Origin of the sequence: Promicromonospora alba (assembly GCF_042654905.1) — a bacterium.
In the GTDB taxonomy this organism is placed as follows: domain Bacteria; phylum Actinomycetota; class Actinomycetes; order Actinomycetales; family Cellulomonadaceae; genus Promicromonospora; species Promicromonospora alba.
Genome location: NZ_JBHSFI010000004.1, coordinates 649,291 through 674,364 on the forward strand (window position 1 = coordinate 649,291; position 25,074 = coordinate 674,364).

A 25,074-nucleotide genomic window follows, 5' to 3' on the forward strand; every position below is an offset into this window, starting at 1 on the left:
GCGTGACCTGCGCGTCTGACACAGGTCAGTCCGCGTCCGGGAGGCAGCCGAAGTCCTCGTCGAAGCCCAGGGCGGCCGTGGCCAGCAGGCCCGCGAGCCCCGAGCCCTCCGGGACGGGGCGCGGGTCGTCGGTCACGACCCAGAGCCCGTCGACGACGTCGTACCCGGCCTGCGGGCCGTCGGCCACCAGCCGGCCGACCGCAGCGATCAGGCGCTCGACCTCCTCGCCGGCGGTGCCGACGCCGACCGAGGCGCGCACCGCACCGGCGTCGAACCCGAGACGGCCGAGCAGCGGGTGGGCGCAGAACCGGCCGTCGCGCACGCCGATCCCGTGCTCGGCGGACAGGTAGGCGGCCACGAGGCCCGGGTCGTAGCCCGTCACCGTGAACGTGACGACGCCTACCGGGTCGACGGCGTCGGCCCACACGCGCACGACCTCGACGCGGTCGATCGCCTCGAGCCCCGACACGAGGCGACGGCGGAGCGCGTTCTCGTGCGCCGCGACGTCGGCGGGGGCGAGCGCGGCGAGCTCCTCGCACGCCGCGGCGAGGGCCACGGCACCGATGACGTTCGGGGACCCGGCCTCGTGCCGGGCGGGACCCTCGTGCCATTCGGTGCCGGCGACCCGCACGCGCCGCACGGCGCCGCCACCGGCGAGGTAGGGCGTGCCGGCGTCGAGCCAGTCGCGGCGGCCCACCAGCGCGCCCGCACCGAACGGGGCGTAGGTCTTGTGCCCGGAGAAGGCCAGGTAGTCGACGCCGGTGGTCTCCAGGGAGATGCGGCGGTGGGGTACGAGCTGGGCGCCGTCGAGCACCACGCGCGCGCCGTACTCGTGGGCGATCGCGACGATCTCGTCGACCGGGAGCGACTCCCCCGTCACGTTGGAGGCGCCGGTGAGGGCGAGGAGGGCGAACGGGCGTTCCGCGGCGGCGGCGTCAGACAGCTCCTCGCGGATCTGGTCGAGCGTCTCGGCAACCGTCGCGCCGCCGGTCAGCACGGTGGCGTCGGTACCGCGCTGCCAGGGCAGCAGGTTCGCGTGGTGCTCGACGTCGAGGACGAGCACGCGGCCGGGCTCGCCGTCGGGCTGCGCCGGGACGCAGCCCGCGAGCAGGTTCAGGGAGTCGGTGGTGTTTCGCGTGATGATCGTCAGGTCGTCCTCGCGGGCGCCCACGAACGCCCCGATGGTGCGCCGGGCGGTCTCGTAGAGCGCGGTGCTCACCTGGGAGAGGTACCCGGCGCCGCGGTGCACGCTGGCGTACAAGGGCAGCACCTGGGTGACGCGGTCGGCCACGGCCTGCAGGGCGGGTGCCGACGCGGCGACGTCGAGGTTCGCGTACGGGACCCGGCTGCCGTCCACCAGCGGGACGAGGGTCGCGCCGCCGACGACGGGCCGCAGCGGGGCGACGTCGGCGACCGCGTCGTTGTGGGCGAGGGTGGTTGCAGACATGACGTCCTCCAGCACAGTCCTGGGGGAGGTTCCCCCGCGCTTGCCACGCGCGGCTGCGCGCGGCCAGGTCGTCACCCGGGGCACCCCACCGCGGTAGGAGGGTTGCCGACCAGCGAGCCGGGGCTTGACGCTGGCACTCATGACCTGACGTCATCCTGTGCTGCGGCAAAATTCCTGTCAACGCTCGTCTCAGATATTGGTCTCACGATCCGGTCGCTCCGGCTGTGAGACGAGCGCGGCGATCCGGTCGGCGTCGGCCCGGTACATCGCGGCGTGCTCGCGCAGCTCGGGCGGCCCGTCGGCGTCCGCCCGGGCCTCCGACCAGGCCGCCAGGTCGCGGAGCCTGCCGGCCATCGCGTCCAGCACCTCCGCACGCCGGAACGGCGCTCCGTACGCCTCGGTCAGGGTGTCGAGCCGCGCGATCGGATCCACGTGCCCGATGTCGTAGGTGGCGCCCGCGAAGGCGTCCGAGGAGAAGGGCGCGATCCGGTAGGCGAGGTACGCCAGGTCGCGGACCCGCGGGCCGGGCGAAGCGGTGTCGAGGTCGAACAGGCCCGCGAGACGGCCGTCGCGGAAGACCATGTTGTACGGCGCGGCGTCGTTGTGGCAGATCACCTCGGCGGGTTCGGTCGCCGGGAGGCGCCATACGGCGTCCGCCCGCGGGAACCCGGCGGTCGCGTCGTGGAAGCGCCGCAGGAGGCGGCCCGCCTCGGCCAGGACGCCCTCGGACCAGAGCCATGCCGGAGCGGGCCAGCCGGGGACGTCGCCGGGCAGGTACGAGACGATCTCCCGGCCCTGGCCGTCGAGGCCGAGGGGCTCGGGGACCTCGGTCATCCCGGCGGCGCGGACGTGGGCGAGCAGCCGCTGGACGGTGGGCGTCCACGGGCCCGCCTCGCGGTGGACCGTGTCGCCGATCCGTACGACGCCGGTGGTGTTCCCACCTGCCAGCTCCAGCTCGTCCACAGCGTCATCCACAGCTTCCACAGGCTTGTCCACAGCGTCATCCACACTCCGACCGTAGCCCCCGACCAGTGTGCGAGACACCATCCCACCTAGCGGACGTCGTGTCGTAGGATCGCAGCGACCATCCCGAGCGGCCGAGTGACGTGGCACGACGACGCCGCAGCAACCCAGCGTTCCCGCCCCTGGCGAGGACGGACGAGGGTGCTACCGCCACGACCGATGGAGGAGCACATGAGCGTCCCCGCGCACATCGAAGCCCACCCCGCCGACGGCTACGCCGGCGACATCACGCCCCAGCAGGCCTGGGACCTGCTCGCCGCCGACCCGGCCGCCACCCTCGTGGACGTCCGCACCGAGGGCGAGTGGCGCGCGATCGGCATCCCCGACACGGCATCGCTCGAGAAGCAGCCGGTGTTCAGCGAGTGGGTGCGGGCCGGCGGCCGCCCCAACCAGCAGTTCCTGGAGGAGCTCAAGGCCGCGGGCGTCACCGATGGCCCCGTCGTCTTCCTGTGCCGCTCCGGCCAGCGTTCGATCGGCGCGGCGCGGCTCGCCACGGCGGCCGGCATCGCGCCGTCGTACAACGTGCTGGAGGGTTTCGAGGGCGCGCCGGGAGCCGACGGCGTCCGCGACCAGCAGGGCTGGAAGGTCGCCGGGCTGCCCTGGACGGAGGGCGCCCAGTGACGGTCACCGGCGCCTTCCCGGCCGACGCGACCCCCGGCGGGTCCGGCCGCAAGCCGCTGCCCCGGAACGTGCGACCCGCGACGCTCGCCGTGCGCGGCGGGCACCAGCGGACCGAGTTCCAGGAGACGGGCGAGGCGCTGTTCCTCACGCAGGGCTACGTCTACGACTCGGCGGCCGAGGCGGAGGCCGCGTTCGCCGGCGACATCGACCGGTTCGTCTACTCGCGCTACGGCAACCCGACGGTCCACACGTTCGAGGAGCGCCTGCGTCTGCTGGAGGGCGCCGAGGCCTGCTACGCGACGGCCACCGGGATGTCCGCGGTGTTCACGTCACTCGCCGCGCTCGTGCAGTCCGGATCGCGGATCGTCGCTGCCCGGGCCCTGTTCGGGTCCAGCGTCGTGATCTTCGAGGAGATCTTCAAGAAGTGGGGTGTGCGCACCGACTACGTGGACGGGCACGTGCTCTCCCAGTGGGAGGAGGCGCTCTCGACGCCGGCCGACGTCGTGTTCTTCGAGACGCCGTCCAACCCGATGCAGGACATCGTGGACGTGCGCGCCGTCGCCGACCTCGCGCACGCCGCCGGGGCGACCGTGGTGCTCGACAACGTGTTCGCCACCCCGCTGCTGCAGCGGCCTCTGGAGCTCGGCGCGGACGTCGTCGTGTACTCCGCGACCAAGCACATCGACGGTCAGGGGCGGGTGCTGGGCGGCGCGATCCTCGGCACCACCGAGTACGTGACCGGGCCCGTGCAGACGTTCATCCGCAACACCGGGCCGTCGCTCTCGCCCTTCAACGCGTGGACGCTGATCAAGGGGCTGGAGACGCTGCCGGTGCGGCTCGCGGCGCAGGGCGCTGGCGCGCTCGCCGTCGCGCACGCCCTGGAGGAGCTGCCCGGGGTGGGCGCCGTGCGCTACCCGTTCCTCGACTCCCACCCGCAGGCCGAGCTGGCGCGCGCGCAGATGAGCGGCGGCGGCACGGTGGTCACGTTCGACCTCGCGGTGCCGGAGGGCACGGACGCCGAGACCGCGAAGAAGCGGACCTTCGGGTTCCTCGACGCGCTCCAGGTGATCGACATCTCGAACAACCTCGGTGACGCGAAGTCGCTCATCACGCATCCCGCTACTACCACGCACCGGAAGCTCGGTGCGGTGGGGCGGGCTGTCGTCGGCATCGCGGAGACTACGGTGCGGCTGTCGATAGGCCTGGAGGACACGCTTGATCTGATCGAGGATCTGGAGCAGGCGTTGGCTTCGGGGCGCTGAGTTTTTCTGGTTCCGGTCTGGTTCGGTCCAGTCCGGGGTGGGGGAAGGGAAGGTGCGGCCGGCCTCGCTCACGGGCCCCAGGGGGCCCTCCGCTACGGCTTGACGGCTGGCCGCACCTTCCCTTCCCCCACCCCTCGTAGGTCAGGTCGGGTCAGTCTTCGCTCGCCTCTTTCAGGAGGCGGAGGGCTTGGGCCTTTTTGCCTTCCAGGAGGGCTACGTCGGACTTGGCTATTGCCTGTGCGGCCTGGGGCGGGACGCCGTGGGTCGGGTCCAGGACCGCTTCTTGGAGGTCTAGGCGGTGGTGGTCGAGGGTCGACTTCTGGCCGCCTGTGGAGAGGCCCCAGCCGAAGGGGAACAGCGGGTCGTAGTTCTTGTCGCCGACGTTTGTCACCGGGTCGTCGGCTGAGCGGGGCCAGGAGAGCGGGAGCTTGCCCGTGAAGCGGCGGTCGCCGAAGAGCACGTCCGCTACGCCGTCGCCCTCTGTGCCTGGGAGCCAGGAGGCGACCAGGGCGTCGATCGAGCCGAGCTGTTCTGTGATCACCTGCGGCCTTCCCGACACGATCAGGACCACGCAGGTCTTGATCTCGGCGCAGACCTTCTCGACGATCTCTGCGTCGCGGGGCTGCAGGGACATCGACTTCTCCTCGCGGGGGACGCCGCCGTCGGCCGGGTCCCAGGCCCACTCGGGGCCGCCTACGTCGCCGAAGCCCTCGGCATAGGGGGTCTCGCCTATGACGACGACGCCGACGTCGGCCCCGTCGGTCGGGGCGGAGGCGTCCTCGCTGAAGGTGACGTCGTCGGCCGCGGCCTCGATGCCCTCCAGGATCGTGGTGCCCTCGGTGACCTCGCCCGAGAAGCCCTGCCAGGTGCCGGTCCAGCCGCCGGCCTGGTTGCCGAGGTCGTCCGCGTTGCGGCCGGCTACGTAGATGCTGTCGTCGTCGTCCAGCGGCAGGGCGCGTCGGCTGTTCTTGAGCAGCACCTGCGACTCCGCCACCGCCGTGCGGGCGATCTCCCGGTGCGCTGCCGAGCCGATGTCGTCGGCGTGCGACCGGTCGGCGAAGGGCTCCTCGAACAGCCCCAGCTCGAACTTGGCGGCGAGGATCCGGGACACGGCGTCGTCGATGCGCTCGGGCGTCACCGCGCCGTCCTGCACCGCCGCCACCAGCCGCGTGTGGAACCGCTCGAACTGCGACGGCTCCATGAACATGTCCACGCCCGCGTTCACGCTCGTGACGATCTGCTGGGTGGTGGGCGAGTCGGCCGCGAGCGGCGGGATCTGGTGGATGCCCTGGTAGTCGCTGATGACGAAGCCGTCGAAGCCGTGGTCCCGCTTGAGCCACCCGTTGATCAGCTCGTCGTGGGCGTGCATCTTCACGGGGTTGCCGAGGCCGTCGTCGGTCCAGTCCATGCTGGAGTAGCTGGGCATGACCGAGCCGACGCCGGCCACGATCGCCGCGGCGTACGGCGGCAGGTCCACGGACTCGACGTGCCTGCGGCTCTGCTCGGTGATGCCCTGGTCCACCGTGTACTCGCCCTCGCCGGTGCCGTAGGCGGTGTCGCCGTCGGCCACGAAGTGCTTGGCCGTCGCGAGGACCGACCGGCTGCTGTCCAGGCGCGAGCCCTGGAACCCGAGCACCGCGGCCGCGCCGAGCACGCTCGCCAGCGCCGGATGCTCCCCGAACGACTCGTAGGTCCGGCCCCAGCGGTCGTCGCGCACGACGCACAGGCAGGGCGCGAACGTCCACGGGATGCCCGTGGCCCGCGTCTCGGTGGCGACCATGCGCTCGGCCCGGGCGACGAGCAGCGGGTCGCGCGTGGCGCCGAGCCCGATGTTGTGCGGCAGGATCGTCGCGCCGGCCAGGTTGCCGTGCCCGTGCACCGAGTCGACGCCGTAGAGCAGCGGGATCTGCAGGCGGGTCACGAGCGCACGCTCCTGGAAGCCGTCTATCGCGTCGGCCCAGCCCTCCGGCGTGTTGTCGGCGGGCGTGGAGCCGCCGCCGCTGAGGATCGAGCCCAGGCCGAGCTCCGTGATCACCGCCGGGGAGCCGGCCACGTTGCCGCGCTCCGCCTGCGTCATCTGCCCAGCCTTCTCCTTGAGCGTCATCCGGCTCAGGAGGTCAGCGACGCGCTCGTCGACGGGCAGCCGCTCGTCCAGGTAGGGCAGGTCGTGCGCCCGGACGACGACGGTGGGCTCGGCGGTGACCTCCGCGTCGCGAGATGCCAGCGCCAGGGGGACGGTCTCCGCCGTCTCACCCGCCTCGGACTCCCTGGTCCGGACGGTGATCGTGCGTTCGGTGCCTGACGGCGTACCCGCCGCGAACTCGAGGGTGCCCGAACCTGCCTCGTAGTCCGCGTCGGCGGTAGCGGTGCCGGAGCCCGTGCGCCAGTCGACACTGACCGGCTCGGCGAGGACCGCGCTGCCCGCCTGGAGGGTGACGGTGACGGTCGCGGTGTCGCCGTCCTCCACGAAGACGACCGGACCCGCACTCACGACCACCTCGGCGTTCGCGGCGGACGCCGCACCCGAGACGGGGGTGGGCACGAGCAGGGGGGTCACGGCGAGGGCCGTTGCTGCGAGGAGTGCCGTTGCTGCGTGGAGCGCGGTGGTGCGGGCGCGGGGGTGCTGCGCTGTGCCGCGGATGGCAGACATCCTGGGTTCCTCTCGACCTTGGGAGGTGATTTACCGATCTCACACCGGAGTTCGCACTCGCACAAGCCCTGTTGACCACTGGATAACACAAGCCCTGTTGACCACTGGATAAGGTGATGCGGTGGACTTCGTTGCCCCCTTCGTGTGGATGCTGCGCGCCGACAACCCCGGCCCGATGACCCTCGACGGCACCCGGTCGTACGTGTTGCGCGCGCCCGGCTCGTCGAGCTGTGTGGTCGTGGACCCGGGCCCGGCGCTGGAGCCGCACCTCGCCGCGCTGGCCGGGGCCGGCCCGGTGGAGCTGGCGCTCGTGACCCACAGGCATCCCGACCACACGGGCGGGCTGGCCCGGTTCCGGGAGCTGACCGGGGCGCCGTCGCGGGGTGGGCTGCCTGAGTTCAGCGTCAGTGGCGGCGGCGGTGGGCGTGTCGACCCGCTGGCCGACGGCGAGGTGCTGGACGTCGCCGGTCTGCGCATCGAGGTGCTGGCCACGCCCGGCCACACCGCGGACTCGGTGTGCTTCGTGGTGTCGGACGGGTCGTCGTCCGTGGTGCTCACCGGCGACACGGTGCTGGGCCACGGGACCACCGTGCTGGCCGAGCCGGACGGCTCGCTGCGCGACTACCTGCGCTCGCTGGACGGGCTGAGCGCGCTGGACCTGCCAGGGCCGGTCCTCGGCCTGCCCGGGCACGGGCCGGTGATCCAGGACCTCGGCTCGGCGGTGCAGGCGTACCGCGCGCACCGCCTGGAACGGCTGGAGCAGGTGCGGTCAGCGCTCACGGGCCTCGGGGCGGAGCTGCCCGGCGCCGGGTCACCGCTGCCGGACACACTCCTGGACGCGGTGACCGGCGCCGTCTACTCCGACGTCGACCCGTCCGTCCTGATCGCGGCCCGCTCGTCGGTGCGGGCGCAGCTGGAGTATCTCCGGGGGCGGTGAGCCCCGCCCGAGCGTGCAGGGTCAGAGGGACTTGCCCAGGAAGAGGAGCAGCGGGTCGTCCGCGGCGGCGTGCGGCGGGAACGGCAGCACCGGCCGGTAGCCGAGCTTCACGTAGAGCCGCAGCGCCTCGGGCTGCCGGACGCCCGTCACGAGGTACAGCGCGAGCCCGCCCCGGCGTCGGGCACTCTCCTCGATCTGCCGGACCAGAGCCTTCGCGACGCCCGCCCGCCTGGCGGACGGGTCGACGAACACACTCCGCATCTCGAAGCCGCGCGGGTCCTCGGCGCCGGAGCCGACACCCGACTGCGCGAGCCCGGCATAACCGATCAGCGGATCCGTCGTGAGGTGGGCCGGTCCCACCTGCGCCGCCGCGAGCGTCGCGCAGCCCACCGGCTGCCCGTCTAGCGTCGCCAGGAAGGTCGCCCGCGCGTCGCGCCCTCGCTCGGCGTCAAAGATGTCGTACCCGCCGCGTGCCTCGACGTCGCGCACGAGCTCGGGGTAGCGCTCCTGGTGAAAGGCCCACATGCCGCGGCGCAGGGCTGCGGCGTCAGGGTGGTCCCAGGGCACCTCGCGGATCTCCGGGGTCTCGACGAGCTCGTCCAGCGAAGAGGGCTCGACCACCGGACGCGGCTCGACGTCTTCCGTCGGTCGAGCCTGTCGAGACCCGGACACCAGCCACTTGCCGAAGCACCGTGAGTCGGGCTCGTCCGCGAACACGCCGAACGGCTCGACCGGGTCGTAGCCCAGCCGCAGGTACAGCCCCAGCGACTCGGGCTGCATGAGCCCGCTCTCCAGGATCAGGTGCCGCACGCCCGCGGCGCGGGCCACGTCCTCCGCCGCGGTCATCAGGGTGCGGGACAGCCCGCGACCGCGGAAGTCCGGCGCCACGTACACGCGCTTGACCTCGGCGGTCCCGTCCGGGTGTAGGCCGCCCTGGTGGTCGTCGCGGCCCGACAGGTCGCGCATCGCGGCATGCCCGGCGGGCTCGCCGTCGACCCGCAGCAGCAGGGTCGCGAACACTATCGAGGGATCCACCTGGTCCCGCGGGTCCGGCCCGGACGTCACCGGGGGCGTGCCCGGCTGCGCGTACCGCGCGTCGATCTCACGCTGCTGCTCGGCGCGCAGCCGGACGGCCTCGCCGTGGTCCCAGCCGACGTTCTCGACGCTGATCCCCGTGAGGACCTCAGCGGTCATGCGCGCCTGCCCGGACCGGACCGACGGTCACGCGTGGACCAGCGAGGACAGCACCGACGTGAAGAACGTCAGCCCGTCGACGCCGGCGCGCGGCCCCTCGGCGGACGCCGGGCCGAAGCCCGCCTCGACCGCGTGCTCGGGGTGCGGCATGAGCCCCACCACGTTGCCGCGGTCGTTGGTGATGCCCGCGATGTCGCGGCGGGAGCCGTTCGGGTTCCAGCCGTCGTAGCGGAACACGACGCGGCCCTCACCCTCGAGCTCGTCGAGCGTGCGCTCGTCCGCGACGAACTGGCCGTCCTGGTTCTTCAGCGGGATCTTGATCTGCTGCCCGCGGCGGAACTCGTTGGTCCAGGCCGTGCGCGCGTTCTCGACGACCAGCGACTGCTCCCGGCACACGAAGTGCAGGTGGTCGTTCTTGACCATCGAGCCCGGCAGCAGGTGCGCCTCGGTCAGGACCTGGAAGCCGTTGCAGATGCCGAGCACCGGCATGCCGCCGTTGGCGGCGTCGACCACCGCGGCCATCGCCGGCGCGAACCGGCTGATCGCACCCGCGCGCAGGTAGTCGCCGTAGGAGAAGCCGCCGGGCAGCACCACGGCGTCGACGTCCTGCAGCGACGCGTCCGCGTGCCACAGGGACACAGCTTCAGCACCGGCCAGGCGGATGGCGCGCGCCGCGTCACGGTCGTCGAGCGTGCCGGGGAACGTGATGACGCCGATGCGGGCGTCCTCGATCCCGGGCATCGGCGTGGCGGCCGACGTCGGCTCGGTCGCCGACATCAGGCGCTCACCGGCGCGCCGCTCGCCTCACCGGCGACGTCGGCGTCCTCCGTGGCCTCGGTGACGGAGACCACGTCCTCGATCACCGGGTTGGACAGCAGGGTGGCTGCGGCTTCCTGAGCGGCCGCGAGGATCTCGGGCGTCACCTCACCGTCCACCTCGAGCTCGAACCGCTTGCCCTGACGCACACCGGAGAACTGGGTGAAGCCGAGGCGCGGCAGCGCTCCGACCACAGCCTTGCCCTGGGGGTCCAGGATCTCGGGCTTGGGCATGACCTCGACGACAACGCGTCCCACGAAAGCTCCTAGCTGACTGGCGAAAGGCGATGGGGATTCCGGGGAGAGTCTACTTGTGCGCCAGGGCGCCTCGCCGCCCAGGGGCAGTGACCTGCGCCGCGCCGTCAGACCGTCAGGTACTGGTCCGCCCAGGCGCTGATGATGCGGGCCGCGCGCTTGGCCTGGCCCGGCGCCGTGAGCAGGTGGTCCGCGCCCTCCAGCGACACGAACGAGCGCGGGTGCCGCGCCTCCCGGAAGATCTCTCCCGCGTTCGAGATGTCGACGGTGCTGTCGGTGGGCGAGTGCATGACCAGCAGCGGTGAGCCCATCTCGCGGATCTTCGAGCGCAGCTCGGCCCGCCGGACGTCCTCCACGAAGTGCCTTTTGAGCGTCAGCGCACGCCCGCCCACCATCCACTGGGCGTGCCCGTCGTCGAAGACGCGGCCCAGGACGGCGTCGTAGTTGTGCTCGGCGTGCCGCGGCTGGACCGGTGCGCCGATCGTCGCGACCGCCTGCACGCCGGGGACCTCCCCGGCGGCCGCGATCACTGCCGCGCCGCCGAACGAGTGACCCACCAGCAGGTGGACCGGCCGCCCCTGGTCCTCCATGAACCGCGCGGCCTGCACGGTGTCGGCGACCTTGTGCGTGAACGAGCCGTCACCCCAGTCGCCCTCGGAGTCGCCCAGGCCCAGGTTGTCGAACCGGAGCATCCCGATGCCCTCGACCGCGAGCTGCTTGCAGATCCGGGCGGCGGCCGGTGAGTCCTTGCCCAGCGTGAACCCGTGGGAGAACACCCCCCAGCCGCGCACCTCGCCCTCGGGCAGATCGACGATGCCCGCGAGGCGCGGCCCCGTGGTGCTCTCGAACGTGACGCGCTCAGCCACGACAACTCCCCTGTCGACAGGCGGCGATATTAACGTCACCCGAGTTTCGTGGAGATGACGCCGACACGCAGCGAGACGGTCTCGGCAGGCTCGACCGGTGCACGTGTCAGACGCGTGCGCACGTGTCAGACCCCCAGGTCACCCGAGTGACCTGGGGGTCTGACAACTGCGGGAGCGTCTGACAGCTCAGCTCAGCAGGCGCCCAGGTCCTGCCACACTCCCCACTCGCCGGTGGTGCCCGGTGTCTGGCCCTGCGTCCACCACTTGGCGCGCCACTCGTGCCCGGCGTGCGACACCGTGTTCCCGCCCACGTAGACGGCCGACGCGCTCCAGGCCGCCGCCGTGCACACCTCGACCGGCGGGTCGGTCGGGTCGGTCGGGTCCGTCGGGTCCGTCGGGTCCGTCGGGTCGGTCGGGTTGATGGCCGGGTACGCGTTGGCGACCAGCATCTCGAACTGGGCCTGGAACCAGTGGCCCGACAGCGGCGCGCCCGCCAGAGCGCCCGTGAGGTTCCCGCCCAGCTCGCTGGACTGGTAGGTCGGGTCGCACATCCGGTCGAGCCGCTTGCCCTCGTCGTTCGGGATCTCGGTCGAGGCGCCGTCCGACTCACCCGGGGGCTTCACCCAGACGTAGGCGTCGAGGTGGGACTCGGGGTAGCCCGACGGCGTGACGGTCGGCCGCTCACCGATCCCCGCGCCCGACGGGTTGCACCAGGCGCCGCGGTGGTTGCGGCGGTCCACCTTGGACTGGTTCACGTAGGTGTTGCGGTCGGTGGACGTGCTGACCGCCGTCGGACGGGCCGAGCCGCCCCAGCCGTTGCGGCCGGTGTCGATCAGCATGCCGATGCTCGCCGGTGCGCCCTGCGCGACCATCAGGTCGTAGAGGTGGGCCGTCCAGTCGGTCTCGTCGAAGTCCGGGTTCCACTCGAACCAGCCGGCCGACTTGATCGGGCTGCCGCCGACCTGGAGCTCAGGGTTCGGCAGGAACGGCTCCTCGAGCGGCGTGGTGTTCGCCGTGTTGGTGATGAACCCGGAGACAGCGCTCCAGCCGTAGGTGCCGGCCTCGATGACGTTGGCGAACTCCTGCGCGGCACCGCTGGAGTTGTTCGGCCAGCCGAGCCAGCCCGAGTGGCCGGCGTCGATGTACGAGTACACGTTGCCGACCTCGTACAGCTCGGTCAGGGCGTACTGCACGCCCTCGCGGTAGTACGGCGCCGAGGCCGCGCAGTCGGCGTCGGACTGGTTGGTCACGAGGTTGGGGAGCGAGTCCGGCTCGATCGTGGCGACGATCCGCAGGTTCTCGTACTCCGGCTGGTTCAGCAGCGCGGCGATCGGGTCGATGTACTCGGTCTTGTACCGCTGCATCCCTGCCGCGGTGGCCGGCAGCTCACCGTTCGAGGCGAGGGCGTGGCAGTCGCGGCCCGGCAGGTCGTAGATGACCACGTTGAACACGAAGGGCGAGCCACCGGACTGGGCATCCGCCTGGTCGAGGTGCCACTCCAGGCCGTGCTGGCGTTCGGTGCCCGCGATCGCGGCTATCCGGTCCATCCAGACCGACGTCGGCTCGTCGGCGATCGCCAGCATGTCGGCGGCGACGCCTGCGTTGCCGACCTGGCCGGCGGCCGTCTCGACCAGGTCCGCCCAGTCCGGGTTGACGTACTGCTCAGCCCCGACGAACGGGTTGTCCTCGAGCGCGACGGCCGGCGCACTCCCGGCTACCAGTGCGGGAGCTGCGAGGAGTGCACCCACTGCTGCCGCCGCCACGGTGCGGGACCTGCGTGGGCGGGATCTGAGTGCGGACGTGCCGCGCGTGCGGCGTTGTGCTGTAGACACGGTGACCTCCGTTGGCCGTACCGAGCGCGTCCCGCACCGGCACTGGAGGCCGGATGGCGACACGCGCACCGCGGCGGCTCGTTCCGCCGTGGCATGTCGCTACTTTGCCTACCGTTAGGCTCCGGCAGAACCGCCTTAAACGATTAGTCGCCGGCCGGAGGCGCGGTCGAGCCGCGCACGACGAGCCTGCCCACCGGCACGGTGCCCGACGGCGGTGCCTCGCCCTCCGTCGGGTCCACCCCCACTGCCCGCCGGGACACGGCGGTGCCGAGCGCCGCGCGCAGGGCCCAGCCGGCGGCCCGGCCGAGCTCCTCGACGGGGTACGGCACCGCGGTGAGCGACGGCGTCGTCAGGTAGCACGCCGGCGAGTCGGTCCCGGCCACCACCGACAGGTCCCACGGCACGCCGAGCCCCAGCCGCCGGGCGACGTCCAGCACCAGTCCGGCCGTCGCGTCGTCGTCGGTCACGATCGCCGTGGGGCGGTCGCTCGCCGAGAGCAGGGGGCGCAGCGCCGCCGACGCCCGCTCGGGGCCGTCGCCCGCTACCGTGCGCAGCTCGATGCCGTACCGCACGAGAGACGCCTCCAGGGCGGCGGCACGGCGGACCGGCGCGAGAAGGTGCTCGGACCCGGCGACCATCGCGATCCGCCGGTGCCCCAGCTCGGCGAGGAAGACACCCACCTGCGCGAAGGCATCGCCGTCGTCCAGCACGACATGCTGCCAGGTGGCGGGGGCGCCGTCGGCGACAGCACCCACCACCACCGTCGGCGCGGGGAGGGTGCGCAGGGCGGCGAGCCGGGCGTCGTCCTTCCGGACGCCGGTGACGACGAAGGCCGCGTAGCGGCGCTCGGTCCACCAGCGGTCCATGAGCTGGGCGGCGTCCGCCGGCGACTTCGCGACGTGCACCGCGAGGGTGAGCGTCTCCGGGCCGAGGGTCTGGAGCGCGCCCGCCACAAGGTCGAGCGGGAACGCCGCACGGGTGCCGAAGGGCTGGTCGTGCACCACGACGAGGGCGGCCGCCGCCGGGCCGATGCGGAGCGAGCGGGCGGCCGTGGCGGGGCGCCAGCCGAGCTCGTCCGCGACCCGGAGCACGCGTTCACGGGTCGTCGGGGACACCCCGCTGCGCCCGTTCAGGGTGTACGAGACGACCGCCGTGGACACGCCGGCGGCTCTGGCGACGTCAACAATTGTCGGTCGGCGCCGATGAGTCGAAAATTCTGACAGTTCAGGATCATTCGGTCGCGACGTTGGGACCATAACCACGTAGCATGCACCCTCGGGTGAATTTTGCACAACGTCAACGAAGACGGGTGTATTTGCATGTTTATCGGAAAGCGCAGGTATGTGATCGGGGTGCTGTCCCCGGTGGTCGGCGGCTACTACTTCGGCCGGGTGCTCGCCGGGATCGCACGCACCGTCCGGCCGGACGGTCACCGCGTGGTGGCGGTGCAGACCTACCCGGCGGACCTGGAACGCGAGCAGTTCCCGGACCGGCCACCGGGTACGGCGTCCGTGAGCCTCGGCCAGGTCGACGGCGTCATCGTCATCACCTCGGCCGTGAACGAGGCGACCCTGCTCCAGATCGAGGAGGACGGCACGCCCGTCGTGCTGATCAGCGGGCGCACCACCAGCATCGACGCCCCGGTGGTGACCCCGGACAACGAGGGCGGCACGCGCGCCGCCGTCGAACATCTCATCGCGCACGGACACCGGCAGATCGGGTTCCTCGGCAGCCTGCGGCAGGCCGACATCGTCCAGCGCCACGACGCCTACCGCGCCACGCTGCTCGCGCACGGCATCACGCCCCGGCCCGAGTGGCTCTACCGCACCGCCGACAACCAGGAGGCGAGCGCCGCCACCGTCGCGCAGGCCGTCGTGGGCGGTCCGGGGTTGCCGACGACGGCGACGTTCGCCGCGACGGACCGCAACGCGATCGGGTTCTCCCGCGCGCTGCAGGCCCAGGGCCTGTCGCTCCCGGGTGACCAGGCGATCGTCGGGTTCGACCACTCCGAGGCGGGGGCCCGCGTGCGGCCCCGGCTCGCGTCGGTGGACCCGCACCACGACCAGGTCGGGGAGCTCGCCGTCTCGCTGCTGCTCGCCCGGATCCGGGGCGAACGCGTCGCGGGCCAGCACCTGTCGCGCTCGACCCTCGTGACCCGCGAGTCGTGCGGCTGCCTCGACGCGCGGACGGGCGCGCTCGTCGAGGGGCTGCCCGCTCAAGACGGTTCGACGGCGTGGCGGCGGCTCGGCGAGGTGGCACGCGCGACCTTCGACGGGGCGGAAGCACGTCTCGGACCCGGCGCCGACCTCGACTCGTGGCTGCGCGGCGTGCAGCGCGTGTTCCGGAGCGCGGCAGCCCTGGGCCAGCCGCCCACGCAGGCCACGCTCACCAGCCTCGCCGAGAGCACACGCGCGCTACGGCCCCACCCCGAGGCGATCGAGCAGCTGATCCCCGCACTGCGGTCGGTCGAGGAGGAGTTCCGCGAGCAGGTCAGACGGGGCGAGGTGCCGGCAGCCCCCGGCGAGCGGCCGAGCGCCGTCGGCGGGAGCGGCGACCCCACGCCGAAGGCACCCCGCGCGCCCAGCCGCGCCGCCCGTGCCCGCGCGGTCACCCAGACCGCCACGGACGTGCTCGTCGCCTTCAGCGCCGGATGCACGCAGACCCTGCTGGCCCGGTCCGGCCGGCTCGAACGCACGATCACCGAGCAGTACGAGCTCGACCTCGACCTGCTGCACGCCGACGGCCGGGCAATCCGAGCCCTCACCTGGCTCCCCCGCGGGCACCCTGGCCCTGCCACGCTCGCCCTGTGGACCAGCTCCGAGGGCGCGCCCGCACCCGGCGCGTCTCCAGCGTCGGGCCCCGTGAACGGGGCGCGCACGCTCGAGATAGTCGGCACCACCGCGGCCTCCCGCAAGGCGACCGCCCTGGTGGGCACCCACGTGCCGGTGAGCAAGTTCCCACCCCCCGCACTGGCCGGCGAGGGCGTGGTGTTCGTCGTGCCCGTGACCTTCGACCAGAGCGACTGGGGAATGCTCGCGATCGGCGGCGGCGTGGACATCCATGCCACCAGCTCCCGCGACAAGTACGACCACTGGGCGGCGATGGTCGCCGTCGCACTCGACCGGGAGGACCGCCTCACCTCGCTGCAGCGGCAGCAGGCGGCGCTCGCGGAGGCCGCGTACCGGGAACGGGCGCTGGTGCTCGACCTGCGCACCGAGGTCGAGCGCAACGCGCTGGTCCAGGACGTGGCGCTGGAGGGCACCTGGGACTGGGACATCGCCACCGGCGAGGTCTTCTACTCCCGTACCTGGCGTGCCCTGGTCGGCCTGCCCGACGACGCCAGGTGCACGGGTATCGAGGAGTGGACCGGACGGGTGCACCCCCAGGACATGCGGACCGTCCAGACCGCGATCGCCCGGCAGCTCGCGGGCGCAGCCGAGCCGCTCGACCTGGAGCACCGGCTGCTCGCCGCCGACGGCCGCGAGATGTGGGTGCGCTGCCGCGCCACCACCGTCACCGACGACGCGGGCATCCGCGCGCGGATGATCGGCGTCCTGATGGACGTCACGGGCATGCCCGTGCGGGAACGCCGGGGGGTGACGAGCTAGGGCCACTGACCTGCGGAGCGGCCACGCAAGGGGCGCGGGACCTTGCGCAACTGCGGACCGACGTGCGATGTTTGCGCCAACATAGGCCTCGGACCGGCGCAGCCGCCTCGGGGCCGCGGACGGCGGTGCAGCGAAGCGCCCCCAGATCGGAGTCCCCCATGACACGTGCAGTCCGGACCGGCGCCCTTGCGGTCGCCGGCCTCCTCATAGCGGGGGTGGCGGTGGTTCCCAGTGCCGCTGTCGCCGCCCCCTCGGTCGGACCGTCCGGCACCAGCGAGTTCCGCGGGGTCAACTGGGCGGACCCCCGCGACAACTACGCGGACGACGAGGTCGTGCCCTCCGGTCTGAGCACGGAGGACGACTACGCCACGACGTACGCGAAAGCGACCGACATCCTCCTCGAGTTCCGGCACGAGACGCGCGCCAACACGGTGCGGCTGCCGATCAACCCGTCGAGCGTCGGCACCGAGTGGTGGGACTCGTACCAGGGCGCCATCGACTCCGCCACGGACCACGGGTTCAAGGTCATCCTCAGCTACTGGGAGGCGGACAGCGCCAAGGACGGCCTGGCCGACGACCCCGCCGCCTTCGACGCGATGTGGGACACGGTCGTCGCGGAGTACGAGCGCAACCCGAAGGTGTACTTCGAGCCCATGAACGAGCCGTTCGGCTACACCCTCGACGCGTGGGTGGAGCTGACCTCCGGGTGGCTGGACGACCACGACGACGTGCCCCGCCGTCGCGTCATCATCTCGGGGACCGGCTACAACGACGACGTCACCGGTGTCGGCGCGGCCAGGGAGCTGAAGGGGACGCTGCTCTCGCTGCACTTCTACGGGTTCTGGGCCGACCACACGACCGAGGACGAGTGGAAGGCGAACCTGCTCCCGCGCCTCGGCGAGTACGGGTGGCGCACGGTCGTCAGCGAGGCCGGCTCACCGATGACGACAGGCCTCAACTACGGCAACCACGAGGGCGACGTCTACACCTCGTACCTCGGCGCGCTGACCGAGGTCGCACGGGACCAGGGCATCGGGATCGTCTACTGGCCCGGCCTCCGGACGGGCGACGCCTACACGCTGACGGAGGTCGTCGGCGACGGCGACCTCGAGGTCACCAACGCCTCCGGGCTGGCCCAGATCCAGTGGGGCTGGCGACTGCTCAAGAAGGAGGCCGTGAACGACCTGCCGCCCGCACCGCCGGGTGAGCCGCTCGTCAGCGTCCAGCACGACGTGTGCGTCGACGTGCCGGGCTTCTCGACGACGGCGGGCACGCAGCTCGGCCTGTGGCACTGCAACGGGGGCGGCAACCAGTCGTTCGACTGGAACGCGGACCGGCAGCTCACGGTCTACGGCGACATGTGCGTCGCGCCGAGCGGTGCACTCGCCGCCGGCGGCAAGCTCGCCATCGCCGACTGCACGGGCACGCCCGAGCAGCAGTGGGAGCTGGGCGCCGACGCGACGATCAGCAGCGTCGTCGACCCGACCCTGTGCTTCGCCACCCCGGCGGACTCCTGGGATCTCGCGCTCGCGACCTGTGACGCCACGGCCACCACCCAGCAGTGGAGCCGCACGGCGTAGCGGAGCCTGACGCGGGCGGCCGCACCGGACCTCCGGTGTGGCCGTCCGCCCGGTCCCGCGGCCCTGCGACGGCCCGCGGCCCTGCTACGGAACCGTGACCTCGCCGCGTTCCGCCTTCAGCGCGATGTCGGTGCGGTGGTGCGAGCCCTTGAGGTCGATCTTCGCGACACCCTCGTAGGCCCGGCGCCGGGCGTCGGCCAGGTCGGTACCCAGGGCAACGACGGACAGCACGCGGCCGCCGGCGCTGACCAGCTCGCCGGTCTCGGAGAGGCCGGTACCCGCGTGCAGCACGTGCACGCCGGGGAGCGCCTCGGCATCCTCGATACCCGTGACCGGGTCGCCCGACCGGGCGCGCTCGGGATAGCCCTCGGACGCGACGACGACCGTCACCGAGGCCTCCCGGCGCCAGCGGAGGGGCTCCAGCTCGGCGAGCCTGCCGAGGGCCGCCGCCAGCATGACCTCCGAGAGCGGCGTCAGGAGCCGGGCCAGCACGGACTGGGTCTCCGGGTCGCCGAAGCGCGCGTTGAACTCGACGACGCGCGTGCCCCGGCTGGTGAGCGCGAGCCCGACGTACAGGACGCCGGAGAACGGCGTGCCGCGCCGTGCCATCTCGTCGACGGTCGGCTGGGCGACGCGCGCCATCACCTCGTCCACGAGGCCCTGCGGCGCCCAGTCCAGCGGGCTGTAGGCCCCCATGCCGCCGGTGTTGAGACCTTCGTCCTCGTTCCCGACGCGCTTGAAGTCCTGCGCGGGGACCAGGGGGACCACCTTCGCGCCGTCGGAGATGCAGAACAGGGAGACCTCGGGTCCGTCGAGGTACTCCTCGACCACCACCGTGCCCCCGCCCGCGAGGCACGCCTCGCCGTGGGCCAGCGCGGCAGCGCGGTCGTCGGTGACCACTACACCCTTGCCCGCCGCCAGACCGTCGTCCTTGACCACGTGCGGGGCGCCGAACGCGTCCAGCGCGGCGGCGAGCTCCGTGACGTCGGTGCACACGTGCGCCATGGCGGTCGGCACACCCGCGGCGGCCATGACCTCCTTGGCGAACGACTTGGAGCCCTCGAGCCGGGCGGCCTCGCCGGACGGCCCGAACACCGGGATGCCGGCCGCCCGGACGGAGTCCGCGACACCCGCGACCAGCGGCGCCTCGGGGCCGACGACGACCAGCTCCGCGCCCACCTGCTCGGCGAGCGCTGCCACGGCCGTCCCGTCCAGCGGGTCGACCTTGTGCAGCGTGGCCAGCCCGGCGATACCCGGGTTGCCGGGCGCCGCGTGCAGCTCGTGGGCGGCGGACCCGGACGCGGTCTCCCGGTGCAGGGAGTGGATGATGGCGTGCTCGCGGGCGCCGGTCCCGATGACGAGGATCTTCACTGTGGCGGAGGGCTCTCTTGGTGGGGTTACGGACTCAGCGGCTGTGGATGAGGTCGTGGACGGGGATGATCTCGTCGCGCTTGGGGCCGACGCCGATCGCGGAGATCCGGGTGCCCGACATCTCCTCGAGCGCCTTCACGTAGGCCTGGGCGTTCGGCGGCAGGTCCTCGAAGGCGCGGGCCTTGGAGATGTCCTCCCACCAGCCGTCGAGCTCCTCGTAGATCGGCTTCGCGTGGTGGAACGCCGTCTGGTCGGTGGGCATCTCGTCGTGGCGGACGCCGTCGACGTCGTAGGCCACGCAGACCGGGACCTTCTCGAAGCCCGTCAGGATGTCGAGCTTGGTGAGCACCATGTCGGTGAGACCGTTGACGCGCGTCGCGTACCGGGCGATGACCGAGTCGTACCAGCCGCAGCGCCGCGCCCGGCCGGTGGTCACGCCGTACTCGCCGCCCTGCTTGAGGAGGTACTCGCCGTTCGCGTCGAACAGCTCCGTCGGGAACGGGCCCTCGCCCACGCGCGTCGTGTAGGCCTTGATGACGCCGATCACCGAGTCGATCCGCGTGGGCCCGACGCCGGATCCGGTCACCGCGCCGCCCGCCGTCGCGCTGGACGACGTGACGAACGGGTAGGTGCCGTGGTCGATGTCGAGCATGGTCGCCTGGCCGGCCTCGAACAGGACGGTCTTGCCCGCCTGGATGGCCTTGTCCAGCTCGACCGCGGTGTCCGTGACCATGGGCCGCAGGCGCTCGGCGTACTGGAGCAGCTCGTCGAGCGTCTCGTCCACGGTGATGGCGCGCCGGTTGTAGATCTTCACGAGCAGGTGGTTCTTCTGGTCGAGCGAGCCCTCGATCTTGGCGCGCAGGATCTTCTCGTCGAACAGGTCCCACATGCGGATGCCGACGCGGTTGATCTTGTCGGCGTACGCCGGACCGATCCCCCGGCCGGTGGTGCCGATGCGGCGCTTGCCGAGGAACCGCTCGGTCACCTTGTCGATGGTGCGGTGGTACGGGGCGATGATGTGCGCGCTGCCCGACACGAGCAGCCTGGACACGTCCACGCCGCGCGCGATCAGCGCGTCGAGCTCCTGGAACAGGACCTCGATGTCGACCACCACGCCGTTGGCGATGACCGGCACGACACCCGGCGACAGGATCCCGGACGGCAGGAGGTGCAGCGCATACTTCTCGTCGTCGATGACGACCGTGTGCCCTGCGTTGTTCCCACCGTTGAACTTGACCACGTAATCGACGCGGGAGCCCAGGAGGTCCGTCGCCTTTCCCTTGCCCTCATCGCCCCACTGGGCCCCGACGAGCACGACGCCTGGCATGGATCTCCACCTTCTCGGATTGCTTGGGTCGCCCGCGTCGTGCGCCACGACGGCGCCCGCGGGCCGCGCCCGAGTCTACTTCGTGGTGGACGCGAGGGCGCGTACCTCGTCCACAGACGTGCCGGAGTCGACCAGGAACTTCGCGCAGCGCTCCGCCTCGTCCTCCTCGCCGATGAGGTGGGCCGCCTCGGAGAGCGCGAGAAGCGCACGGAGAAAGCCCTGGTTCGGCACGTGGCTCGCCGGGATCGGGCCCTGCCCGCGCCAGCCGGCCCGACGCAGCACGTCGAGGCCGCGGTGGTAGCCCGTCCGGGCGTACGCGTAGGCCTCGACGTTGCCGGAGGCGCTGCCCGTCGCGATCGCACCCTCCGCCAGTACCGCCCAGACAAGGGACGACGCCGGAGCCTCCGCTGCCACGTCGACAGGGTCGTCGCCGCTGGTCAGGCGCTCACGGGCGGCCGGGAAGTCGTCGGGAAGCAGGGTGGGGGCCGGGCCCTGCAGGAGGTTGTCGTGGGTGCTCATGCTCAGATCCTCACATCTCCTGGCCACCGATGGACAAACCAGGCCGCACCGGATTGCCCTCCGCGGCGGCCAAGACGGTGAATTTTGCCTTTCATCCGGTGCGATCGGGCAACAGTCGTTACGCTCGACACATGATCGAGATCGCGACGTCTCCCACGACGACGACGCTCGTGATCGCCGGCGACCTCGACCTCGCCGAACGAGACCAGTTCCCGGAGATCGCAGCGCGCGTCGTCGGCCTGCGCCGACAGCTGCTCGTGATCGACATGTGCCGCGTCACGTTCATGGACTCGACAGGTGCCGCGTTCCTCATCTCGCTGGCCGACGCCGGCCGCAAGCGGGGCGGCGCGACAGTGATCCGCGGGGCCGACGAGCGCGACCTGTTCGTGCTCGAGGTGTGCGGGGCGATGGAGCTCTTCCGGATCGACGACGAGCACTCGTGCGAGCCCTCGGCTCCCGACTCGGGGTTTGCGGTGATGACATCGCGGGACGACGACGGCTCCCCGTTGTCCCACCGCGACGTCTCGACTGCATAAAACGTTATCCACCTCACCCCACGGTGATCTGTCGAAGTAGAGCGCCTGTCCGAGAATGCGGGGCCTACTCCCGCGTTCTCGGACAGGCGCTCTACTTCGACAGATCACCGGTGGGGTCAGTTATTTGGGCGGGGTGGGCTGGCGGCGGAGCTTCGCCCAGACCAGCTTGCCGCTGCCCGATGGGCGCCAGCCCCACTCGGCGAGGCGGTCCACTATCTGCATGCCAAAGCCGCCCAGGCGGTTCGGGTGCCCGTCGGTCGCCACGGGCGGGGCCGGGTTGTTGTCCTCGACCTCGATCCGCAGGCCGTCGCCCGTGTCGTACAGACGCAGCGCGATGTGCCCCCAGCCGTGCAGCACGCCGTTCGCCACCAGCTCCGACACGACGAGCTCGGCCTGCGCCGACTCCTCGATGCCCCACGCCTGGCAGGTGCGCAGCACCGCGTGCCGGGCCCGGCCGATCGACGACGGCTCGCTCGGCAGCATCCAGCGCCGCCACCGCGGTGACAGGGCCGTCTCGCCGGCGTCGCCGGTCGGGTCGGGGATCCGCACCACGACGATCGCGACGTCGTCCTCCGGCGCGTCGGCCAGGCGGGAGAGCAGCTCCTCGCCCACGCCCGCGGCGTCGCGCGCCGTGATGGCCGACGCCGTCTCCAACAGCGCCTCGAGGCCCAGCCGCAGGGACCGGTCGCGCCGCTCGATGAGGCCGTCCGTGTAGAACAGCAGCGTGTCGCCGGGCTGGAGGCGCGCCTCGCCGGTGGTCCGCTCGCGCGACCCGAAGCCGACGAGCGCGCCGCCGCCCTCGTCCAGCTTGATCACCTGCCCGGCACGCAGCAGGAGGGGCGGCAGGTGGCCCGCACGCGAGTAGCCGATGGTCCAGACGTCCGGCTCGTCCTCGCGCTTCAGAGAGGCGTACACCATGCTTGCCGAGCGCGGTATGCCCATGCCCGCCACCAGCTGGTCGACCCGTTCGAGCACGCGGCTCGGCGTCGACAGCTCGAACGCGTACGAGCGCACCACGGAACGCAGCTGGCCCATGGTCGCGGCCGCCTCGACGTCGTGCCCCACGACGTCGCCGATCACCAGGCCCACGAGCTCCGGCGAGATCTGCAGCACGTCGTACCAGTCGCCGCCCACCTGCGCGTGCTCCGCGTTGGGGGCGTAGTAGGTCCACACGTCGAGCCCGGCGACGTCCGCCTGCTCGGGGAGCATCGCGCGCTGCAGGGTCTCGGCGAGGCGGTGCTCGCGCGCGTACATGCGGGCGTTGTCGATGGCGCTGCCCGCGCGGCGGGCGACGACCTCCACGACGGTGCGCAGCGTGTCCGGCTCGTCGGCCTCGACGTAGTCGCCGGGCTCGTCCTCGTCCGGGACGATGACGACCAGCCCGAGCACGTCCCGCCGTCCGGCGACGGGGTGCACCACCACCGAGTCGGGCGCCTTGCCGAGCTCGTCGGCGAGGCGCAGCGTGAGGTCGCGCTGCAGCCACCCCGACGCCGAGTGCGGCGCGTGCGGGATGTCCAGGTGCAGCGTGACGGGGCCGTCGAGCACGCCGTCGAGCACGTCCTGGACCGAGTCGACGACCTCAAGGATGGGCATGGGACCGGTGGTCACGGAGTCGCCGAGGGCGTCGACGGACGGGCGGCGGCGCAGGGACTTGTCCGCGATGTTGTCGCCCTCGATGTACCGCGCGTGCCGGCGTCCGCGGCCGCTGGGAGGCGCCGCGACGTCGATGCCCGCTGCGTGCTTGAGGCCGTCGTCGTTCACGTAGAAGCCCGCCCAGCGCACCATCGACTGGAGCAGCTCCGCGATGTCGCGCAGGGCGTACGGGTACTCGAGGTCGGTAAGGATCTCGGTGGTCTGCGCGATGAGGTCGAGGTCCTCGCGCTGCTGCCGCTCGACCTCGAGGCTCGCGAGCTGGGCCGCGTGCTGCTCCATGTGGTCGGAGACGTCGACGCTGAACCCGATCCAGTGGGTGATGCGGTCGCTGTGGCCCGCGCGGGCAGGGGTGAGCGTCAGCTGGGCCCAGCCGTGCGTGCCGCCACGCAGGTGGGACTTCACGGTCGCGTGCACCTCCTGGCCCGCGTTCACCAGCTCGGTCATGCGCTCGAGGTCCTGCGGTTCGACGAGCATCTCGCCCAGGCGACGCACCGTGTATCCCGCGAAGTCGCTGAACCGCACGCCCGCGTAGTGCTCGAAGGCACTGTTCGCCCACAGCATCGGCATGCCGTCCTCGGTGGGCCCGGTGAGGAACACGGGGATACCCACGTTGACCGCGGCGCGCAGGACCACGTCGCCGATCGACGGCGGCAGGGTGCGCGGGATGCCGGTGCTCGGTGCGTGCCTGCGCGGCTCCGCGCCGGACGTCCGGTAGGCGCCGAAGGGCGGGTTCGACGGGACGCTCGGGGGCACGCTCGCGGCGGCGGGCGTCGCGGGCAGGCCGGCGTCGAAGCCGTTTCCGTCAGACGTTCCGTTCGACACGCCGTTGGTTCTACCGTTCGTTGTCCCGTCCTGAGTCGGACCGAGGCCGAATACGGAAAGGCCGGGGTGCCGCGGCGGCGGAGAGGACGGTGTTAGACCGGATGAATCGGTCAAAATGCCCTCCCAACGGTATCTCTTGCTCGAGGTGCTGTTCCAGCAGGACATTCAACCGTAGATTGGGACGGTCCGAGATCTGAACCTCAACCTCTATCATCGGACCGACACAGCGCCACGACCACTGCTCCCGGAAGGAGAACCGTGCAGGACGGAACTTACGACCCCCCGCGCGGTCCGCAGGGCGGGAGCCCCCAGGACCCCGGCCATAAGACCCCCGAGATCGGCGACCCCGCCAGTATCCACGTCATAGTGGGCCGCTCGCGTGCGCGGATCGTCCTCTCCGGGGAGATCGACGCCGATATCGGCGGTGATCTGCACGAGGCCACTGCCGCGGCCGAGGAGTCACGTCTCCCGGTCGAGATCGACGCGCACCACGTGACCTTCATGGACTCCTCAGGCGTCGCGTTCCTCGCGCGCCTCGCGAGCCGCAGCCCGCACCGGGTACGCGTGCTGCGCGCGCCGCCGACGGTGCGCTTCCTGCTGGAGGTGACCCGGATCGGCGACCTCCTCGACATCGTGGACGAGGACCCGGGCTTCGAGCTGGACGACGAGGACCCGACAGGCCCACCGCCGTCCGGCGACGCGCCGGCCCCGGCAGGTGTAGGCGGCCCGCCCGCTTCCTGACCCCCGCCCTCCATG

Annotated in this window: 20 protein-coding genes and 1 riboswitch; of the genes, 7 read left to right on the forward strand and 13 right to left on the reverse strand. The window is 72.1% G+C overall.

Annotation, left to right across the window (positions count from 1 at the left end; translation table 11 throughout):
• Window positions 1-25: 25 nt before the first annotated feature.
• Window positions 26-1,447, reverse strand: a complete 1,422-nt coding sequence (locus ACFO6V_RS13895) for an aminotransferase class V-fold PLP-dependent enzyme (protein WP_377136300.1) — start codon at window positions 1,445-1,447, stop codon at window positions 26-28.
• Window positions 1,448-1,478: 31 nt separating this feature from the next.
• Window positions 1,479-1,592, reverse strand: a riboswitch (SAM riboswitch).
• 44 nt (window positions 1,593-1,636) lie between these two features.
• Window positions 1,637-2,422: a phosphotransferase enzyme family protein gene (locus ACFO6V_RS13900; RefSeq protein ID WP_377136302.1), complete on the reverse strand. Its 786-nt coding sequence runs from the start codon at window positions 2,420-2,422 to the stop codon at window positions 1,637-1,639.
• Between the two features lie 219 nt (window positions 2,423-2,641).
• Here ACFO6V_RS13900 and ACFO6V_RS13905 point away from each other — a divergent pair, with 219 nt between their 5' ends.
• Both ACFO6V_RS13905 and ACFO6V_RS13910 read left to right on the forward strand, forming a co-directional pair.
• Window positions 2,642-3,091 carry a rhodanese-like domain-containing protein gene (locus ACFO6V_RS13905; RefSeq protein ID WP_377136304.1) on the forward strand — a complete coding sequence of 150 codons (450 nt, stop codon included), beginning with the start codon at window positions 2,642-2,644 and terminating at the stop codon, window positions 3,089-3,091.
• Window positions 3,088-4,353, forward strand: coding sequence for an O-succinylhomoserine sulfhydrylase (locus ACFO6V_RS13910; protein ID WP_377136306.1), 1,266 nt, complete (start codon window positions 3,088-3,090; stop codon window positions 4,351-4,353). Before ACFO6V_RS13905 ends, ACFO6V_RS13910 begins: the two co-directional genes overlap by 4 nt.
• A 151-nt stretch (window positions 4,354-4,504) precedes the next feature.
• Here the strand turns inward: ACFO6V_RS13910 and ACFO6V_RS13915 are convergent, their stop codons facing one another.
• A complete protein-coding gene (locus tag ACFO6V_RS13915) occupies window positions 4,505-7,003 on the reverse strand; it encodes a glycoside hydrolase family 3 N-terminal domain-containing protein (RefSeq protein ID WP_377136308.1) in 2,499 nt (832 codons plus the stop codon).
• Window positions 7,004-7,151: 148 nt separating this feature from the next.
• Here ACFO6V_RS13915 and ACFO6V_RS13920 point away from each other — a divergent pair, with 148 nt between their 5' ends.
• Complete coding sequence (locus ACFO6V_RS13920) at window positions 7,152-7,940, forward strand: MBL fold metallo-hydrolase (RefSeq protein WP_377136614.1); 789 nt, start codon at window positions 7,152-7,154, stop codon at window positions 7,938-7,940.
• A gap of 21 nt (window positions 7,941-7,961) precedes the next feature.
• Here ACFO6V_RS13920 and ACFO6V_RS13925 read toward each other — a convergent pair whose 3' ends face one another.
• From ACFO6V_RS13925 to ACFO6V_RS13950, 6 genes are all read right to left on the reverse strand, one after another.
• Entirely contained in the window at window positions 7,962-9,134 is a 1,173-nt protein-coding gene (locus tag ACFO6V_RS13925) for a GNAT family N-acetyltransferase (RefSeq protein ID WP_377136310.1), read from the reverse strand.
• Window positions 9,135-9,161: 27 nt separating this feature from the next.
• A complete protein-coding gene (purQ, locus tag ACFO6V_RS13930; protein WP_377136312.1) occupies window positions 9,162-9,911 on the reverse strand; it encodes a phosphoribosylformylglycinamidine synthase subunit PurQ in 750 nt (249 codons plus the stop codon).
• Window positions 9,911-10,207, reverse strand: a complete 297-nt coding sequence (purS, locus tag ACFO6V_RS13935) for a phosphoribosylformylglycinamidine synthase subunit PurS (protein ID WP_275002074.1) — start codon at window positions 10,205-10,207, stop codon at window positions 9,911-9,913. Before purS ends, purQ begins: the two co-directional genes overlap by 1 nt.
• Window positions 10,208-10,311: 104 nt before the next feature.
• Window positions 10,312-11,070, reverse strand: a complete 759-nt coding sequence (locus ACFO6V_RS13940; RefSeq protein ID WP_377136313.1) for an alpha/beta hydrolase family protein — start codon at window positions 11,068-11,070, stop codon at window positions 10,312-10,314.
• Between the two features lie 191 nt (window positions 11,071-11,261).
• Window positions 11,262-12,902, reverse strand: coding sequence for a glycoside hydrolase family 6 protein (locus ACFO6V_RS13945; protein WP_377136314.1), 1,641 nt, complete (start codon window positions 12,900-12,902; stop codon window positions 11,262-11,264).
• Window positions 12,903-13,045: 143 nt separating this feature from the next.
• Window positions 13,046-14,158 (reverse strand): LacI family DNA-binding transcriptional regulator, encoded by a 1,113-nt coding sequence (locus tag ACFO6V_RS13950; protein ID WP_377136315.1) that lies wholly within the window; start codon window positions 14,156-14,158, stop codon window positions 13,046-13,048.
• 63 nt (window positions 14,159-14,221) lie between these two features.
• Here ACFO6V_RS13950 and ACFO6V_RS13955 point away from each other — a divergent pair, with 63 nt between their 5' ends.
• Window positions 14,222-16,510: a substrate-binding domain-containing protein gene (locus tag ACFO6V_RS13955; RefSeq protein ID WP_377136316.1), complete on the forward strand. Its 2,289-nt coding sequence runs from the start codon at window positions 14,222-14,224 to the stop codon at window positions 16,508-16,510.
• 158 nt (window positions 16,511-16,668) lie between these two features.
• Window positions 16,669-18,090 (forward strand): ricin-type beta-trefoil lectin domain protein, encoded by a 1,422-nt coding sequence (locus ACFO6V_RS13960; protein WP_377136317.1) that lies wholly within the window; start codon window positions 16,669-16,671, stop codon window positions 18,088-18,090.
• An 84-nt stretch (window positions 18,091-18,174) separates the two neighbouring features.
• Here the strand turns inward: ACFO6V_RS13960 and purD are convergent, their stop codons facing one another.
• The 3 genes from purD to ACFO6V_RS13975 form a co-directional block, all read right to left on the reverse strand.
• Window positions 18,175-19,461, reverse strand: a complete 1,287-nt coding sequence (gene purD, locus ACFO6V_RS13965; protein ID WP_377136318.1) for a phosphoribosylamine--glycine ligase — start codon at window positions 19,459-19,461, stop codon at window positions 18,175-18,177.
• Window positions 19,462-19,495: 34 nt separating this feature from the next.
• Window positions 19,496-20,788, reverse strand: coding sequence for an adenylosuccinate synthase (locus tag ACFO6V_RS13970; RefSeq protein ID WP_377136319.1), 1,293 nt, complete (start codon window positions 20,786-20,788; stop codon window positions 19,496-19,498).
• Window positions 20,789-20,863: 75 nt separating this feature from the next.
• Complete coding sequence (locus ACFO6V_RS13975) at window positions 20,864-21,307, reverse strand: DUF3151 domain-containing protein (RefSeq protein WP_377136320.1); 444 nt, start codon at window positions 21,305-21,307, stop codon at window positions 20,864-20,866.
• Window positions 21,308-21,438: 131 nt separating this feature from the next.
• Between ACFO6V_RS13975 and ACFO6V_RS13980 the strand changes: the two genes are divergently transcribed.
• A complete protein-coding gene (locus tag ACFO6V_RS13980; protein WP_357503776.1) occupies window positions 21,439-21,843 on the forward strand; it encodes an STAS domain-containing protein in 405 nt (134 codons plus the stop codon).
• 120 nt (window positions 21,844-21,963) lie between these two features.
• Here ACFO6V_RS13980 and ACFO6V_RS13985 read toward each other — a convergent pair whose 3' ends face one another.
• Window positions 21,964-24,318 carry a SpoIIE family protein phosphatase gene (locus ACFO6V_RS13985; RefSeq protein WP_377136321.1) on the reverse strand — a complete coding sequence of 785 codons (2,355 nt, stop codon included), beginning with the start codon at window positions 24,316-24,318 and terminating at the stop codon, window positions 21,964-21,966.
• Between the two features lie 258 nt (window positions 24,319-24,576).
• Between ACFO6V_RS13985 and ACFO6V_RS13990 the strand changes: the two genes are divergently transcribed.
• The gene (locus ACFO6V_RS13990) at window positions 24,577-25,059 is read left to right on the forward strand and encodes an STAS domain-containing protein (RefSeq protein WP_377136322.1); all 483 of its coding nucleotides are present in this window, start codon (window positions 24,577-24,579) and stop codon (window positions 25,057-25,059) included.
• Window positions 25,060-25,074 lie beyond the last annotated feature (15 nt).